This window comes from Sulfobacillus thermosulfidooxidans DSM 9293, assembly GCF_900176145.1.
Classification (GTDB): domain Bacteria; phylum Bacillota; class Sulfobacillia; order Sulfobacillales; family Sulfobacillaceae; genus Sulfobacillus; species Sulfobacillus thermosulfidooxidans.
This window is the reverse complement of the sequence record NZ_FWWY01000001.1, coordinates 2,805,228-2,822,418: the sequence shown is the minus strand read 5'-3', so window position 1 is coordinate 2,822,418 and position 17,191 is coordinate 2,805,228. Positions and strand designations below refer to the sequence as shown.

Genomic DNA, 17,191 nt, shown 5'->3' with positions numbered 1-17,191 from the left:
ACGCATTTTTCACAAGGAGACGACAAATATGGAATACCGCGTTCTAGGACGAACAGGGGAACAAGTTAGCATCATCGGATTTGGAGCATTGGAAATTGGCCGTGACTGGGGCATAGGACAAGGAGACGACATTAAGCGGCCTTCAGTCGAACAAGCCGCGACGGTTTTACATCACGTCTTGGATTTGGGTATCAACATCATTGATACCGCTTCGGCCTATCATCAAAGCGAGGTTCGCATTGGACAAGCTCTTTCTAAAAGGCGCCATCAATATTTTTTAGCCACGAAATGTGGAGAACATAACAGAGAACCTGAAACCTATTACGACTTTAGCTATGACGCGATTGCCATATCTATTGAGGAATCTTTAGCTCGACTTCGCACCAGCCAAATCGACTTATTGCAAATCCATTTTGGACCAAATCCCCGCAACGTGCTCGAGCAAGGCGACACGGTAAGAGCCATGCGTGAGGCCAAAGATGCCGGAAAAGTGCGCTTTTTGGGAGCGTCGTGTGAATATGATCTAATCGATGACATCATTGCCTTACAAGATTTCGATGTTGTGCAGTTGACCTATAACCTGCTAGACCGAAGAGCTCTCGACGCTATAAAAAAAGCGGCTGACCATGCTTTGGGTATTCTGATTCGTTTTCCCTTAGCGATGGGCTGGCTCACACCACGCGCTAAGACATTGATAACAACCTCTTCACCACACGCTGAGCAACTAAAGCCCTATTTAGCACTACTCAACAACGATTTTCAACAACTCATTCCTCTCGCACTACAATTCATCGCCCAACGTCCTGAAGTAAGTTCGATTTTGGTTGGGACGAAAAATGTGCAGCATCTGGATGAAGCTGTTCAGGCTATGGACTATCCCTTGCCTCCCGGAATAATGGATGAAGTTAATCAACTGGCAAAATAAGGGGACAGTTTTGGCGACGCGTCGCGCATCCGATTCTCGCCTATTACCCATTTCCGCTAATCTGGTGCGCGACGGATCTCGTTACTGGATATTGTCGGGACGGGGTAACGCAATATCCCCCACTGGAACAACGGGCTGTTGGGAATGTTCAATAGCACGGACAACACCCTCGACAATTTCTTCATGGGTTAACCAACGCGGCCCTTGAGAGGTCTTCTGGTAACCTAAAACCACTCGCTGAACCAGACAGGTTGGGGGAAGCTGAATATGCGACACGGTATCTTGTTTTGCACTACTGATAATATCAATCAGTCGCCATGAATCATGACGATATGCCGTAATTTCTTCCCCAATAGCCAAAAGCACAGGATCTTTAGGCTCATGGATCCAGCTCACCACCAAATCGATAGGACCTTGCATTAACTGAATATGTTGGATCCATTTATGCACTTTGGCATTGTCGTGATAATCGAGGACCAAAGGCGTCACATAATGCGATCGGTTCGCTACTTGATTCATTACGCGAAACAATTTGTTGGAAGAACGCCCTATCACACTAACCCAATATTCATGTTCCACAAGCCATGGCGTTAAAGACGCCAACATGCCTGTGCCACCGACTACGAGAGCTTGTTTCACTGAGTATCCCTGCTAAATATCTTGGCAGGATTCCCTCCTTTGGCTGTATCCTTTGTCAAATTCAAAATAGGCTTTCGAACCCCTTTCCCAGTGTATCGACTTCGTGGCAAATAAAAAAGAGCAGAAAGTTTCCCTTCTGCTCTTTTATTACGGTTGGTTGTGAGTTTTGATGACGAGGACGTTTAACTGGCACTACGACGTGCCGTTTTCTGCGATGATTCCGGCGAATAGGGATGAAGTGGGAGAATATCCCGTCCGAATGCGGGATTCACAACATCCGCCGCCGACGCGTAAAAGGCTAAAAGTGCCGTAATCAATCCAAGGTATCCGCCAGCTTGAGTTAACGCCGAATGAGTCCATGTACCGACCGCCAAGACGACAAAGGTCAGCCATAAAAACAAGAAGACAAGTTGTAAAGCACGGTTGATCCGGAACGTCGCGATCCACATATAAAAAGTAAAGATACCCCACATAAATAAGTACCATCCCACGAATGCGGATGGCACTGCCGATCCAAAATAGTGCGCAAATAGAGCAAAGGACCACCAAAATGCCCCATAAGAAAAGAAGGCCACTGTTCCAAAAGTGTTGCCGCGTGGATATTCCAAAACCCCGGCAACCAACTGGGCCGTGCCGCCATAAGCCATGGCCAGTGCAATAACCATGCCTAAACTGCGTGCATCAAACCACCCTGCATTAATCATACTCAACATCCACGTTGTAAAGGCGAAGCCCGCAAGACCCAATGGTCCAGGATTGGCTAATTTTCCCGTCATTTCTTTCTAGCCCCCATTCATCGTAAATAGACATTACTACTGATGAGGTGAAACGCGAAAAGTCTTGCGACTTCTCGCGTTTTTCGGATCTCATCGATCCGTCAATTAAGAACGCACCAATTGGTGAATGGTATCCACCACTTCTGGATTCGCCAAAGTGGTTACGTCCCCAATCTCTTTATTGTTCGAGATGGATGCCAAAATGCGCCGCATAATTTTTCCTGAACGAGTCTTCGGCAAATCAGGAACAATCCATACCTTCCGCGGACGAGCAATGGGCCCGATTTCACTAACAATCGCATTGACGATGCGTTGACTTAATTCGTCAGAAGGGACCACATTGGGTTGCAAAGACACATACAATTCAGGTACTGTGCCCTTTAGGTCGTCTTGAGCCGCAATGACAGCCGCTTCCGCCACCTCATCCAACCTTAATACCGCAGATTCCAACTCTTTGGTTCCTAAACGGTGGCCAGCTACGTTAATCACATCATCGATGCGTCCCAAAATCCGGAAGTATCCATCCGACGCTAGCATTGCTCCATCTCCGGCCATATACGGCCAATCGCGCCAATCCTTACTATCTGGGTTCTTGCAGTATTTCCCGTAGTACGTCCTCACAAAACGTTCCGGATCTTTCCAGATGGTTTGTAACGTGCCAGGCCAAGGGTTACGTATACAAATATTTCCCCCACGGCCCGATCCCGCCTGGATTTCATGACCCTCATCATCAAAAATCACAGGGTGAATGCCCGGGACTCCTGGTCCAGCGCTTCCGGGTTTCATTTTGTCAAGCGCAGGCACTGTACTACATAAAAATCCACCGGTTTCGGTCTGCCACCAGGTATCGACAATAACCGCTTCATCCCGTCCAATGACGTGATAGTACCAGCGCCAAACATCTGGTTCGATCGGCTCTCCGACTGTCACCATCAGTTTAAAGTGGTAGTTGTACTTTTGGGGATTGATGTCTTTCGCCATTCGTAATCCGCGGATCGCGGTAGGAGATGTATGGAAAATATTGACGCCTAATTCTTCGGCAATTTCGAAGGGTCGATTAGCGTGGGGATAGGACGGGACACCTTCATAGATGATCGATGAGGCCCCAAGTGATAGCGGTCCATAAACAATGTAGGAATGTCCGGTAATCCATCCGATATCAGCCATACACCAATAGACGTCTTCAGGATGAATATCTAAAATATTTTTGCTGGTCGCCGTCACATAGGAGAGGTAGCCACCAGTACTATGTTGAACCCCTTTGGGTTTTCCTGTTGAACCGCTGGTATACATGAGAAACAAGGGATCTTCGGCCTTCATCGATTCCGGTTCCACACGAGCTCCTCGAAACTGCGAAAGGAGTTCGTTGACAATAAAGTCGCGCCCTTCTGTCAGGGGAGTATCACTCGAATAACGACCGGGATGACGTTCAAAAATCAGCACTTTGTCCACGTGTTGGCCCGCTTGTTCGGCACGCTCCACAGCAACATCGGCCTTTTCCTTATGATTTAGCCATTTTCCGCTCCGGTAATAACCATCCATCGTTATAAGAATGTGACTCTCCGAATCGATAATTCGGTCCGCGCACGCTTGGCCACTAAATCCTCCAAAAACAACCGAATGGATCGCTCCCAACCTGGCACATGCCAACATGGCAATGGGCAACTCAGCAACCATCGGCATATGAATCGTAACCCGATCGCCTTTTTTGACCCCGGCAAAGTCCCGCAGCAGAGCTGCAAATTCATTGACCCGGACATAGAGGTCTTGATATGTAATCACTTGCCTCATTTCGTCCGGATTTTCAGGAACAAAATAGAAGGCTGCCTTATTCCGATTGGACGCCAAATGACGGTCAATACAGTTGACTGAAGCATTTAGGCGTCCACCAACAAACCACCTCCAAAAGGGGGGATTGCTGCCATCAAACACCTGATCCCATTTACGATCCCATTGCAATAATTCCCCATACTCTGCGAAATAATCGGGAAAATTTTCAATACGAAATTTTTCTCGTATCTCGGGATCCTTCAGGTTCGCTTGTTGAATAAAACTTTCCGGTGGAGAATAGTATTCTTCTTCGTGCCAGTGCACAGCGATTTCGGTTTCAGACACGCCTGTCTGTTCATCCGCCATACCTTGTCAATCTCCCTTCGTCCGGTACTCTTGTTAAATGATTTACAATTCTCCCAATATTCATCTTTCTGACTGTAGTATACTCGTTTTGGAATTCTACGAGAATCGTGATGTTGATTTTTTGCAATACTCACACGAGTCTTCAATATGCTATTTGCATCATCACGAAAGAGCCCTTTCAACTAACCGCCAATGGGATATTATACGCTAATTATGGCTTGGTGCTAAGACCAATTGATAATAAATCGTCTCCCATTTTTCTCTTATCCTTCTAGTTCTTTAAGAAAAACATGGCACTGCGCCGACGCATCAAATCTCGGCACCATTCAGATCCAACTTACCTGGCATAAGAGGTGCAACTTGTATTCCGGTACCGGCATGGAATGATGAAACCTAACAACGAACGATTGTCCTATCGCCAGTCATCTAAGCAAGTCTTTTTCGCAAACCGTCTTCTGTGAGACTTTGCTATGTGTTCAAACGACGTGGTTGGCGTCTTTCGTCACCTGATCATGTCCCGGCTTTCAAAGTCCAAAATGCGTTAAATGAACAAGCTGGGTTCATTGATGGATTTCCTGGCAAGAAGAAAGACCTGGATCACCCAAGTTGCTATGGTTGCTATCGTTTACGACATACCGACGCTCGCGCAATGCAGCCCCAGTTCTGAAACCATTGTGATTCATCATACCAAATCACTAGATGAAATCCAAATCCCGTTCAGGGCAAAGATGATAGAGAAAAGCGCAACCGAAATGATGATGCCTATGAAGATAGACACACTGGACTGGTTGTCGAGATGAAAGGGCTGAAACATCGCATCCGAATTGACGACGAAAGGACATTGGGTATATTTTTACGAGGAATCTATCAAGCCATCAGATAGGAGATTCCCCATGCCAACACGGTCTTTTGCTGTAATCACGCAATATCAAAACAGAAATATCTCACTTCCCAAGCGGCATACCAAAGATTCTGCGGGATACGATTTAGCTTCTGCCGAAATGGTTACGTTAAATCCTGGCGAAATCCATCTTGTTCCAACAGGCCTTAAAGTGTACATGCCTCCTGGAGAGGTTTTACTCGTCATAATTCGTAGCTCGTGGGCGGTTAAGAAACGCTGTGTGCTCGCTAATCAAGTAGGGGTCATTGACCGGGATTATGTCGATAATCCCGATAATGAAGGGCATATTTTCATACCGATTGAAAACCGAGGACCTGAGCCAGTGATCATCAAAGCCGGTGAACGCATTGCCCAAGGTATTTTTGTCAAGTTTGGGGTAACAGACAATGACATATCAGATGCTGATCGCCAAGGGGGATTTGGGAGTACGACACAGTAAATCTCCCTTTCCTGAAACAAAAAATCAAATAACATAAGGATCCACAATGTGGATCCTTATGTGTTTATATGTCCTAAATAGTGTCCGTGAGACGATTACGATATTCCTCGTGTCTGTGTTTCACTTTTACCAGTTGGCGCTTCCGTCGGTGGACGGTGATAGAAGTCTTTCCAAATCAGTTTGTAAACGCCTAGGTAGCGAGGCACCCGGTTCCATCCTGGAATCCATGGTGTCAGAGCCAGAATTAACCAGATAATAAACCCAATACTCAGCGCAATAGCATCGGCTGCCGGCGAATTGGCGACCCAAGGCCATTGATAAATCCATGTGGGAATGGTCATCCACCACGCTCCGGGATATCCAGGAACCGCTGAGTGGATAATGCCCCATTGTTCCCCTTTCAGTTGTAAGGGAGCAGCGGCTTGATGTAACGGGTCCCCTTGAAGAAACAGCTGGTAATTTTGGTTGTTAAACCGCGTCACCACGTTGGGATTGCGAATTAAAGCGCCTGACATCAATCCACTTTTACCAAGTTGCAATGTGGCATTCATTAATGCCGGAACCGGACCGTAATTACCGGGTGGCACCACCACTTTGCCGTTAACAACTTGCCCATGCGCTAATAACGCGGCTTCATAGTTGTTTGCCCAAAGAATTTGCTGAGCTCGCGAGGCACTTTCAAAGGCCCGCAATGCAGGGCTAATTTGCGGATTAATGGTCGCCGCCATGCTGAGAGGATGAAGAATAAAATCTTGTTCCGCATTGATAGGGTGCCAAATTCCAGAAAGTTTCTGTAAGCCGGATTCAACATTCCCAGTACCGTTGTTATATGGCGGACCATAATTCGCAATACGCCCTTGCCCATTTAGGTCCCTAGTAGCCATCGCCTCAAAGGCTACCGGATTTTGAGTGGCATAGCTTTTAATGGTTAACGGCTGTTTTTCTGGCACTCCAAAGAGTCCTGCCAACACTAAGACCAAGACAATGATAATGCCTAATGTTGACATCAAATGTTTCATAAAGTCTTCGGGCACGTAACGATAATCATGAACCATCTCATCATCCATACGCGTTGCCATGTTATTGTCCCTCCTTCACATGGGCCGCGCTGCGTTCTGGATATGGTGGCACGACCCCTTTCATCCGAACCCGTACAATATGACCGAAGATGATGACGCTAAGCGTTAAGGGCAAAACCACTAAATGCATTCCCACCATTTGCCCGGCATTGGGTAAGTTAATCCACCCAAGTCCTAGAGCATTCAAACCATCTTTCGCTTGCACCGCATTCCACTGCGAGTAAAAATCTCCATTAATCAAAAACCCAGTGAAAGCTGTGGGAATGGCAATCAACATAGCCAATGCTCCTAATAACCATGTTTCATGCCGGCCCCCACGCCACGCTCCTGTAAAGAACACCCGCCATAAATGCAGCATCATGAAAAAGAAAAACGCTTGAACTGCCCAGAAATGAGTTGCAGCAACAAATCGCATCGGTCCATTATAAGACCAACTGGCTGGTCCATTAGCCGCCAAAATCACACCAGAAAGAATTAAGACAACAAAGCTTGATGCTGTTAAAGACCCTAACATATACATAAAACCTTGGGCATATTCAGGCATTGTCTCCGGCAACCAGGTATCTACCGATAATACCGCTGCGCTTGTTTTGCGAGCAAAGGTTGTCCAGTTCGCCATTTTTGATTCCTCCTCCGTCTTTCGCGGATCCCATCCTAATGCCGTTTACCGGGCCACAATAAAGCCGTTACAAACGTTAATAAGAACAATATTTCTACAATGTAATTTCCCGTCGCTGTTGTCACCAGACTCATCTCCTTCAACTCGCCAACTCGTTAATCCCACTGGGTTGTAACATGTCCTGGAATCCTTCTTGATATTCACAATTCTGGAGAACTTCGCTATCACAGCTGCTTTTTGGTGACAGTTTTAGTGTAGAAGAAGCTGGGAACGACTATCAGATGCAGAAGGTCCTTCTTAGATGGAACTGTCGATATCAAGTAATAGGGCCATATGGTCCCGTGACCTCACTCAAACGAACTACGAGTACTGTGAACCGCTAAGGTCAAGATTACAAAAGTCTTCGGCGCCTTTTCGGATATTTCACCTTTCAACATCCATGGCATCTTCACTCCAATATTTCTTTTGACCAGAACAACCCTTTGGACAAAATGGAAGGAATTTCAATCATTTCTTGAAAAATTAAAAACCATTGAGAACGATTAGATTAAACAAGAATGTCTTTTTAATTCATGTGAACAGGTCCTTTTCTGCTATGTGCTAACCTTTTCCAACGCGCAATGATTACGATTTTCTAGCTCTCTTCACCCATCACCTGTCGATTTTCGGCCTTCAAAGCCGTCCTAATGTCGACGAGAATCTCATAATGGTTCAAAGCAGGATGTAACCATTTCCATCCTGCTTGCGTTACTCTATGTAGAAGATGGAAATTTTGGATGAAGTTATCGCTGATATGGCAGGTGATTGGTTAATGCTTGAAAGCCGCACGGCAAAACACAAAACGCATCATGGATGGCATTATTTATGGACTGTTCCCTTAATCACAGCAGGAGTGATTATCTATAGTTTTTGGCCAAGAGCCACTGTTACCGCCAGTTCTAATGCGCTAGCCCGTCTATCGTTAAATGGAAGGCTGGCTTCAGCCATTGCGATGGGACCCCATGACCAACAAATCAAATTGATGACTAAAAATGGTCAATTATGGCCTCTTTCCTCAATGGAAGCAGGGGTTCCTTATACGATTCGTTTGCAGATTAATGGACCATCGTGGTGGCCTTTTGGTCCCACGACGATCTCGAAAACTCTTGTCACGCCACAAGATCCTATTGTCACGGCTAACGAGCTCACGGTGATTCCCGGTCACCCTGTTGCCCTATCTTTATCATCGCCTGCATCCATCTTGCATATCATTATGAACAATCGTCAACGAGCCATTATTCATTCAACGGTCCCGCAATCGATTTATTCGATTCATAGTCCCGGAACAGCGCCAGGCGAACAAGGCACCTTAACCGTTCAGACACAAGCCAGGGCTTGGGAAAGTGTCTCAACTCCCAAAACGCTGAGTTGGCGAACACCAAATTGGCTTAAGGTCGTCGCCTCTCCCAATGTCAATCTTCCCATTGGCTTGACCCAACCGTTAACCTTAAACTTTTCGCATGCTATCGAAAAAAGTCACCTGATTCCAAAACTTAGTCCGCAAATTGCCGGCCAGTGGATTTGGAAAAGTCCAACCACTGAGCAGTTTATCCCCTCATCAATTTGGGGTTATGGGCCAGACCAAGTCGTAACCGTAACCATTCCTGGCGGACCAAACGGTTATCATAGTGCCCAAGGAGCCTATTTTCCTAATAATGTGACCATATCTTGGTCAACAGCCCCAGGTTCCACATTGCGCCTGCAAGAATTATTAGCCAAACTGGGATACCTCCCCCTAAAATGGATTCCCAATACTCCCGTACCTGATACGCTATCGGCGCAAATTGCGGCCATGATGAATGCTCCCTCTGGCCAGTTTCAATGGCAATACTCGAACACACCAGCCACGCTTCAGTCATTTTGGATACCGGGACAATATACGGTGATGGTCAAAGGGGCCGTCATGAACTTTGAACGGGTACATAATCTACCGGTCGACGGAATCGCAGGACCTCAAGTATGGAGAGACCTTATTCAGGCCGATCTGGGCGATCAAATGAATCCCGATGGATATTCTTATGTTTATGTGTCAGAAAACCTTCCCGAAACCTTGACCCTATGGCATAATGGCAAAATTGTTCTTAAATCATTGGCCAATACCGGGATCCCTCAGTCCCCCACGTACATTGGGACCTATCCCGTTTACCAGCGCTATTTATCCCAAACCATGCAGGGTGTCAATCCTAATGGGGTGCCTTATTACGATCCCGGTGTTCCCTATGTCAATTATTTCAAAGGCGGCGATGCCGTCCATGGCTTTCCTCGGGCAAAATACGGATTCCCGCAAAGTTTAGGATGTGTCGAACTCCCGATTCCTGTTGCTGCTAAAGTCTGGCCCTATTTGCATTACGGCACCCTAGTCACAGTCGCTCCCCCCACGTCCTTGTCGTCGTCATCAGCTGCTGCCAGTTAAACACCATCTCTTTTGACTATATACATGGTCCTATTTCTGACCAGATGGCCCATCAGATGTACGCCATCTGGTCATAGTTTTTTCGCTAAAATTTCGCGTTAATGAATATGACAGTAACTTATGGAGAAACTGGGTGACACGTCATGCAAAGCGTCGCAAAAACTCATACTTCTACCCGACACCATTCATCGCGGCGCTCTTCGCACGTCTGGCCATGGCATGAGTGGGCATTAGAACATATGGAACCAGCCAAAGCCGCGTCGATTTTAGATTTGGGATGTGGCAAAGGACATATGGCTCGCAGTTTAATAACAGAAATGGGACCGTATGGAGAAATTGTCGCTGTCGATCCCTCCCCGGAACTGCTGCATGAAGCAGAAAATCGTTCCCAAAGCGACATCGAGCGTCGTATCCAATGGATGATGGGAACGCACCATCATGTCTTTTATCCAGACAACAGCTTTGACCGGATTTTAACTGAATTCATTTTGGATGCTTACTACGCAGATGACATTCTGCAAGAAGTTCAGCGGTTAATCTGTGATCGCGGACGTGTTGTCTTTTTATGTTATGGGACACCCACCAATCACTTAGCACGGTTTGCCCAGCATTTATGGCATTGGATTGTGTCTTATCACCGTTTTGTTGGACTACCTAGCCGCAACTTTTTAAATAATCCTATCGACATCCAACAGTTAGCAGTCCTCTTACCATCCTATAACTTTCAGGTCATCAGTTCGCAACAATGGCTAGGGGGATTTATTTATGGGTTAACCGTTGAATATCATGAAGCCAACAATGCAATAAAAAGTGATCAAGATCCTACGTTAATCCGGTAGATTTCCTTGTTAAGATTTTCCGTATTGTGCTGTGAGTCCTTAATAAAGATTTGTCTTTCTTTCTACCTCATTTTTCGTAATATCCATTTTGTGCATGCTCTAGCCGTTTTCATGATGCCGCGACAGGGCAATTCATGCACAATATTTTGTCAACTCGAGTACCGTAAAGTTTGATAAAATATGTGAATAAAGGGGTATAGAGAGGAAGAGGGATGTGCTTATGGGCTGGACATTTATCGTATTTCTCCCATTCATGGTGACCATGATGGTTCTAGCTGCCAGTACAGCATTTTACCATCATTCCTCACATTCACGAGATGACGATCTATTCTTTGGACGCCAGCGCCTATATCAATGGTTCCAAGAAGGTCCGAATATGTTGAATGACTTTTCAGGGAAAACACCACTAGAGATTGCCCAAGAACGCTATGCCAAGGGAGAAATGACCCACGAGGAATTCGACAGAATGGTCGAGCGGCTGAAAGAATCTCGTCATACCTGGCAAAAATGGTAAGGTGGAAATCTATTAAAACTAGCCTGGTGCCATGTATTGACGAGGTCCTATACGACATTATTTGAAAAAGGAGGCAATGATGTGCCCCATCATAGCCATGACTTTGATCCCGTACGGTTAGTTCAAATGGAAACAAGCCGTCGGGATATTTTTCCTCCGCACATGACGTTGGATCACTTTCTTGTTCGTCCCGATATGGTTATCGCTGATATTGGCTGTGGCCCCGGCTATTATGCTATTGAAGCCGCCCAAAGGTTGCCTGAAGGTCAAGTCTATGCCATTGATCGGCAACAAGACATGCTGGAATGGACACAAAAACGGGCACAAAATTCAGGCCTGACAAATCTTATGGTCTTAAAGGCTTCAGCCGACCAGATTCCTCTAGAGGCGGAGTCGCTCGATGCGGTCTTGATGGCCAATGTCTTGCACGATTTGCCTGATCACGCACGCGTCGTAACAGAAGTATATCGTCTCCTCAAGCCGGGAGGAACATATTTTTTGGTGGAGTGGGACAAAACTCCCACAGAATTCGGTCCTCCTCTCGACATTCGCTTTACCCCATCCGAGTTAATGAATCTATTAGACTACCATCATTTTGAGCACATCCAACAAATTGAGGCGCCGGCGCCATGGTTTCAAATTCGTGCAAAAAAGCCCACTCATTAGAGCGGGCTTTTTCACCACGTTTATAATTGCCGAAGAATTTGTTCGTCGTGACGGAAATTGCGGTCGAGAAGCAAAATCATACTGGCTACCAGAATTCGTGACACACCAATAGGATCGTAATCTAACGTCTTCCCTAACCGGGTGATATGCTCATGGAAGAGCTGGCTGTCTGACACCATCTCAACTAAAGATTGTAAAGCTGACTGTTGAGTCGTTCCCCATAAGGCGGCGACTTCCATTTCTTCGCCTTCCACAATATCATGCACATGCTCCGCATGCACTAAGCCCAAACGTGCTCCAAGAGCAAGCCACTTGACCAAAATCCGCTTGTTGCGGCGCAACCGTTCTGCAAATACCACCCGAACAGGTTCAGGATATTCGGGAGTCGGAGGCAAGGTTTTGTCCGGCATATAGTGAATAACCAAATCCGCAAAAGCTTTTTGAGGTTCGATATACCGCATGACATCAGGCCGCCGGCGTTCAATTTCTTCTAGCACTTCTTGCGGAGTATATCCTCTAGCACCTGAATCACGACGAACCTTCCACCGGACACGCAGTTCATTGTCGGTATCAAAATAAATTCGCAGGTCTAATGCTTCCCGTAATTTTTCCAAATAGAGCGTGTGCAAGCCCTCTAAGATAACAATGTCCTTGGGGACAATCTCCTCCATTGGTCCAAATCGTCCGGTAGCATGATCATACGTCGGTTTAACAATGGGTTTACCATGTCGTAAAGCCCAAACATGCTCAATTAATAAGCCCAGATTGTTAGCTTTCCAGGGATTTAACGCAGTGACTCCAATAGCGTTGCGTTCGTCACGATCGAGCGAATGGTAATCGTCCAGCGTCAACACCGTGACCCGGTCAACCCCTAGGAGTTCCTGTAATGCAGCCGCGTAAGTTGATTTACCTGCACCACTGTCCCCCGCTATTCCAATCATTGTAATTCGATGACGCCTTGATACCATTCGAAATCCCTCCTATCTCTCCACAGGCTACCAAGCCCCGAGCGAGCTAATATGCACCACTAACAGATTTATGGGTTAAACCCGGTTTACGGAACCCGTTAAGGCAAGTTTTTTCTTGACCATGGCCTTAATTTCATCTCGGCCAGGTCCTAAATATTTACGAGGATCATACATCTTCGGATTCGCTGCTAATACCTCGCGGACCTTAGCTGTGAAAACTTCCTGATTGTCGGTATTAATATTCATTTTTGCGATTCCTAGGCTAATCGCTTTTTTCACATCTTCATCGGGGATACCTGAACCACCATGTAATACTAACGGAATACCTGTCACTTCGCGAATCGCGGCTAGTCGCTCAAAATCTAATTCTGGTTTCCCTTTGTAATGCCCATGAGCTGAGCCAATCGCAGCTGCTAAGGCATCAACATGTGTTTCTGCAACAAAGCGTTCCGCATCTTCCGGTCGACACAAGGTTGCTAGGCGTTCATCGACGGTTAAGTCATCATCGGTACCCGTAATGCGACCCAGTTCCGCTTCCACTTCAATACCCAATGGATGACACAAATCTACAACTTTTTTAGTGAGAGCAATATTCTCTTCTAGGGGAAGTCGGGACGCATCAATCATCACGGACGAGAATCCATTGCGGATCGCCTTCAATACCCAGTCTAAATTCGGCCCGTGATCGAGATGCAGCATGACCGGCACGCTAGCACGCTCCGCAGCCGTTTTCGCGATGGCGACAGCATAATCGAGTCCCATATACTTTAAAGCACCCTCACTAGCACCTAAAATGATGGGCGCACGTTCCTCTTCAGCGGCCTCAATAATAGCCTGAACGAATTCCAAGTTGTTAATATTTATTTGAGCTACCGCATACCCCTTGTTTAATCCATCTCGAAGCCAATAATTAAAAGAACCAAATCCCACACATGACACTCCTTTGTTAATGTTTTGGCGACTTTTCTTCAAGGGGTATGATCCCCGTTCCGAAGATCTAGTGATTTTTAGTTATTGCAAATTTTCTGCTATCTTGATGCATGTAAAAATAACGACCAGAAATTCCCCCCGGAATCGTCATCAGTATTGTAGCGGTTTTTGTGAAGCGAATCACATGTTTTCGTCGAATAATCTGATAATAGATGTGAAATGTTGCCATAGAGGCGTGAACAGCATAAATAATACCCTTATTTGCATTAAGAATCAAGAGAATATCGAAATGAATATCGATTGAGAATTATATGCCGAGTCGATGATAATGATCGCACCTTGCGAATCCCTATAATTTCTCGTTCTAGGCCATTAGTCATATAGAGTGCGACATAGTCGCCGGCAATAGGATGGGGCCGATCGATTCCCATCAGTACTTGATCTCGACTAAGAGGAAAAGTCTCAATATGACCCTCGCGCCGTTTCACACTTATAGCTCGGGACGTCATCACTTCTAGCCAACCATAAAGACTTGGCACCACGTCGAGCGTTAGCGGAAATAGATGCCCATGGCGAACCCTGACCTTTAATGGATGCGGTAGATGAGCAATCGGTCCAATACACTGTGATCCAACAAAAACGGCAGTCGATGGGTCGAGCCCCCATCTCTTGGGACCTTGTTCTAGAAAATACTGTTCGCCGTACTTAACGACTTGCCACAGACCCAAGCGGAGATGAAAATCGATTTTTAGCATGTGCACCCCTCATATCTTGCCAATATCTCAACTAGCATTACATCATTGGCCTTTTGGGCTCGACTTCATTTTCTATGACAACTATTGCGAAAGTATGAATAGAACCTGATTAAAAGCTGAAATAGGCCGTCGGCAGAGCCTGGAGGCACGAGCAAAAATTCTTGCATTTCCCTGCTCGATCTGATAGTTTAATTTTCATCTTACACGTTACGTGACTGGCGGATCAGTGGATTAACCACAAGAAGCGTAACGGTTGTCGAAGCCGACCGCCTGGGCCTAAAGTCCAGGCGGTATTTTTGTTGAGATATCTGCAACGTATACATTTGTAAGAAAAGAGGACAATGGGAATATGGCATATCACAGCGCAAAATTACTGTTGTTAGGTTCTGGAGAGCTGGGTAAAGAAGTCTTAATCGAAGCCCAACGTTTAGGTCTTTATACTGTGGCAGTGGACCGGTATCCGGATGCTCCCGCCATGGCCGTTGCCCACAAGTCACATGTAATTAATATGACGGACGCGGATGCTCTCTACGAATTAATCAAAACCGAACATCCAGATTACATTGTGCCAGAAATTGAAGCCTTGTCGACACCCACGTTAGAAATTCTCGAGGGAGAGGGGTTTCGTGTTATCCCCACTGCCCGCGCAGCCCGGTTGACCATGGACCGAGAAGGGATTCGTCGGTTGGCTGCGGAAACCTTGAATCTGCCCACAGCCCGCTACGAATTCGCTAATAGCCTGCAAGAACTTGAAGAGGCTGCTCGGCATCTCGGATTTCCCCTCGTTGTGAAACCGATTATGAGTTCTTCAGGCAAGGGTCAAAGCGTCTGTTATGACCCTGTTGACCTCAAAACCGCATGGAATACAGCAATGGAAGCTGGTCGTGTTCACAACCAACGCGTTATTGTTGAAGAATTTATCGCTTTTGATTCCGAAATTACGGTTTTAACAGTCCGCAGTAAAACGGGCACCGTTCTATGTCCGGCCATTGGACATCGCCAAGTCCATGGAGACTATATTGAATCGTGGCAACCTCATTTTTTGACTCCCTCACAGTGGGATCAAGCCCAGTTTATCGCCCGGGCTATTACCGATGCATTGGGCGGTTTGGGTATTTTCGGTGTGGAACTATTTGTAACACCTGAGCGCGTCTATTTTAGTGAAGTCTCTCCTCGACCCCATGACACCGGAATGGTGACAATGGTTAGCCAGAGCTTGTCGGAATTCGCTTTACATGTTCGAGCTATTTTGGGATTTCCTGTTCCCCCCGTGGATGTGCTCAAACCCTCTGCGAGCTATGCTATCAAAGCCGACCATGCCTATACCAATTACCGCCTAAATGGCGTGGAGGACGCGTTGCAAGTCCCTTCCACCCAGATTCGTATATTTGCCAAACCCACAACCTATCCCGGTCGCCGTGTCGGTGTTGTTTTGGCGCAGGCTGATACTGTTGACGAAGCTCGCCAGCGTGCTCAACAGGCCCGAGAACGGATCACAATTCAGGAATCATAGCGAAAACCGTGACCAATCGTGGAATCCCCTTGACGTCTGAGACGTCAAGGGGAGAAACAAATAAGCAAGCAATAAACGCCACCACTCGTTAATTCGTGGTCTTAAGATATGTCTTTACTCCACTGGATACCCTGCTTTTAATGTCGTTTCCAGGCGACCTAGTCCATCAATTTCCACCGTAACGTGGTCGCCGTCTTTTAACCATTGTCGCTGTTCTGGAGGCTGCCCAAGAATCACACCGGACGGTGTCCCCGTAAATATCAAATCACCCGGAACGAGCTTCATAAATTGTGAAATATAATGAATCAAATATTGTGGAGAAAAAATCATCTGCCCGGTCTCATCTTCTTGGCGCAATTCTCCGTTTACCCAACACCGCACGGTTAACGCATTGGGATTGGGGATTTCATCCCGAGTTACAATGTAAGGTCCTATGGGGGCCATTCCTGCTAATGTCTTACCAAGGAGCCATTGTCCCGTCCGAAACTGCAAATCACGCGCGGAAAGATCATTGCCATTGCAATATCCCAACACATAATCCAAGGCCTGTTCTTCTGATACCTTAAAGCAAGGCCGTCCTATGACAATGACAAGTTCGGCTTCATAATCCCATTGTGACGCCATATCCCCCATAAAAACGACTTGTCCGTTGCCCTCAAGACTATTGGCAAATTTACTGAATAATACGGGGTATGGCGGAATTTCTAAATGGGTTTCTTCAACATGACGACGATAATTTAATCCTACACACAAAATTTTTTCGGGTTGAGCCACAACGGGCAGCGTCGTCTCCGTGGATTCCCACCACGATTCGGGAATACGGCTTGTATGTGTTTTAATCCACTGGTCAACATTCTGTAATTGGGTCAATAAACTCGGAGAATGTAACACATCTTCCATCGTCACAAAAGCCGGTAATAATTGAGAGGGAAAATCGGCGAGTGTTCTGAGACGAGCGATAGGCAACAAACGGTCGCTAATGACCAACGCCAATTCATCGCGTTGATCAGCATGAATGCGCGCAATTTTCATAAATCACC

At 46.4% G+C, this 17,191-nt stretch carries 16 protein-coding genes and 1 riboswitch; of the genes, 7 read left to right on the top strand and 9 right to left on the bottom strand.

The features are described from left to right. The first annotated feature begins 28 nt into the window (after positions 1 to 28). The gene (locus tag B8987_RS13980; protein ID WP_020373232.1) at positions 29 to 925 is read left to right on the top strand and encodes an aldo/keto reductase; all 897 of its coding nucleotides are present in this window, start codon (positions 29 to 31) and stop codon (positions 923 to 925) included. An 81-nt stretch (positions 926 to 1,006) separates the two neighbouring features. Here the strand turns inward: B8987_RS13980 and B8987_RS13975 are convergent, their stop codons facing one another. The 3 genes from B8987_RS13975 to acs form a co-directional block, all read right to left on the bottom strand. After that, the gene (locus B8987_RS13975; RefSeq protein WP_020373233.1) at positions 1,007 to 1,564 is read right to left on the bottom strand and encodes a Rossmann-fold NAD(P)-binding domain-containing protein; all 558 of its coding nucleotides are present in this window, start codon (positions 1,562 to 1,564) and stop codon (positions 1,007 to 1,009) included. A gap of 182 nt (positions 1,565 to 1,746) precedes the next feature. Beyond that, positions 1,747 to 2,340: an acetate uptake transporter gene (locus B8987_RS13970; protein ID WP_020373234.1), complete on the bottom strand. Its 594-nt coding sequence runs from the start codon at positions 2,338 to 2,340 to the stop codon at positions 1,747 to 1,749. A gap of 105 nt (positions 2,341 to 2,445) precedes the next feature. Continuing rightward, positions 2,446 to 4,476: an acetate--CoA ligase gene (gene acs / locus B8987_RS13965; RefSeq protein ID WP_020373235.1), complete on the bottom strand. Its 2,031-nt coding sequence runs from the start codon at positions 4,474 to 4,476 to the stop codon at positions 2,446 to 2,448. Between the two features lie 893 nt (positions 4,477 to 5,369). On the opposite strand from acs, the gene B8987_RS13955 reads away from it, so the two are divergent. Beyond that, positions 5,370 to 5,816, top strand: coding sequence for a dCTP deaminase domain-containing protein (locus B8987_RS13955; protein WP_020373237.1), 447 nt, complete (start codon positions 5,370 to 5,372; stop codon positions 5,814 to 5,816). 95 nt (positions 5,817 to 5,911) lie between these two features. On the opposite strand, the gene B8987_RS13950 is transcribed toward B8987_RS13955, so the two are convergent. Then, positions 5,912 to 6,895, bottom strand: coding sequence for a hypothetical protein (locus B8987_RS13950; protein WP_020373238.1), 984 nt, complete (start codon positions 6,893 to 6,895; stop codon positions 5,912 to 5,914). A gap of 1 nt (position 6,896) precedes the next feature. Next, entirely contained in the window at positions 6,897 to 7,514 is a 618-nt protein-coding gene (locus B8987_RS13945) for a cytochrome b N-terminal domain-containing protein (protein ID WP_020373239.1), read from the bottom strand. 772 nt (positions 7,515 to 8,286) lie between these two features. On the opposite strand from B8987_RS13945, the gene B8987_RS13940 reads away from it, so the two are divergent. The 4 genes from B8987_RS13940 to B8987_RS13925 all read left to right on the top strand — a co-directional run bounded on the left by B8987_RS13940 (position 8,287) and on the right by B8987_RS13925 (position 11,985). Then, positions 8,287 to 9,966, top strand: coding sequence for a L,D-transpeptidase family protein (locus tag B8987_RS13940; protein WP_020373241.1), 1,680 nt, complete (start codon positions 8,287 to 8,289; stop codon positions 9,964 to 9,966). Positions 9,967 to 10,109: 143 nt separating this feature from the next. Continuing rightward, positions 10,110 to 10,805, top strand: coding sequence for a class I SAM-dependent methyltransferase (locus B8987_RS13935; RefSeq protein ID WP_020373242.1), 696 nt, complete (start codon positions 10,110 to 10,112; stop codon positions 10,803 to 10,805). Between the two features lie 220 nt (positions 10,806 to 11,025). After that, positions 11,026 to 11,319 carry an SHOCT domain-containing protein gene (locus tag B8987_RS13930; RefSeq protein WP_020373243.1) on the top strand — a complete coding sequence of 98 codons (294 nt, stop codon included), beginning with the start codon at positions 11,026 to 11,028 and terminating at the stop codon, positions 11,317 to 11,319. 81 nt (positions 11,320 to 11,400) lie between these two features. Then, positions 11,401 to 11,985 (top strand): class I SAM-dependent methyltransferase, encoded by a 585-nt coding sequence (locus B8987_RS13925; RefSeq protein ID WP_020373244.1) that lies wholly within the window; start codon positions 11,401 to 11,403, stop codon positions 11,983 to 11,985. 20 nt (positions 11,986 to 12,005) lie between these two features. Here the strand turns inward: B8987_RS13925 and B8987_RS13920 are convergent, their stop codons facing one another. The 3 genes from B8987_RS13920 to B8987_RS13910 all read right to left on the bottom strand — a co-directional run bounded on the left by B8987_RS13920 (position 12,006) and on the right by B8987_RS13910 (position 14,638). Further along, positions 12,006 to 12,953 carry a phosphoribulokinase gene (locus tag B8987_RS13920; RefSeq protein WP_020373245.1) on the bottom strand — a complete coding sequence of 316 codons (948 nt, stop codon included), beginning with the start codon at positions 12,951 to 12,953 and terminating at the stop codon, positions 12,006 to 12,008. 75 nt (positions 12,954 to 13,028) lie between these two features. Beyond that, positions 13,029 to 13,883: a class II fructose-1,6-bisphosphate aldolase gene (gene fba, locus B8987_RS13915; RefSeq protein ID WP_020373246.1), complete on the bottom strand. Its 855-nt coding sequence runs from the start codon at positions 13,881 to 13,883 to the stop codon at positions 13,029 to 13,031. A 266-nt stretch (positions 13,884 to 14,149) separates the two neighbouring features. After that, positions 14,150 to 14,638 (bottom strand): hypothetical protein, encoded by a 489-nt coding sequence (locus tag B8987_RS13910; RefSeq protein ID WP_020373247.1) that lies wholly within the window; start codon positions 14,636 to 14,638, stop codon positions 14,150 to 14,152. A gap of 201 nt (positions 14,639 to 14,839) precedes the next feature. Next, positions 14,840 to 14,921, top strand: a riboswitch (ZMP/ZTP riboswitch). 66 nt (positions 14,922 to 14,987) lie between these two features. On the opposite strand from B8987_RS13910, the gene purT reads away from it, so the two are divergent. Next, the gene (purT, locus tag B8987_RS13905; protein ID WP_020373248.1) at positions 14,988 to 16,151 is read left to right on the top strand and encodes a formate-dependent phosphoribosylglycinamide formyltransferase; all 1,164 of its coding nucleotides are present in this window, start codon (positions 14,988 to 14,990) and stop codon (positions 16,149 to 16,151) included. Between the two features lie 114 nt (positions 16,152 to 16,265). Here the strand turns inward: purT and B8987_RS13900 are convergent, their stop codons facing one another. Next, positions 16,266 to 17,183, bottom strand: a complete 918-nt coding sequence (locus B8987_RS13900; protein ID WP_020373249.1) for a fumarylacetoacetate hydrolase family protein — start codon at positions 17,181 to 17,183, stop codon at positions 16,266 to 16,268. Positions 17,184 to 17,191: the final 8 nt, after the last annotated feature.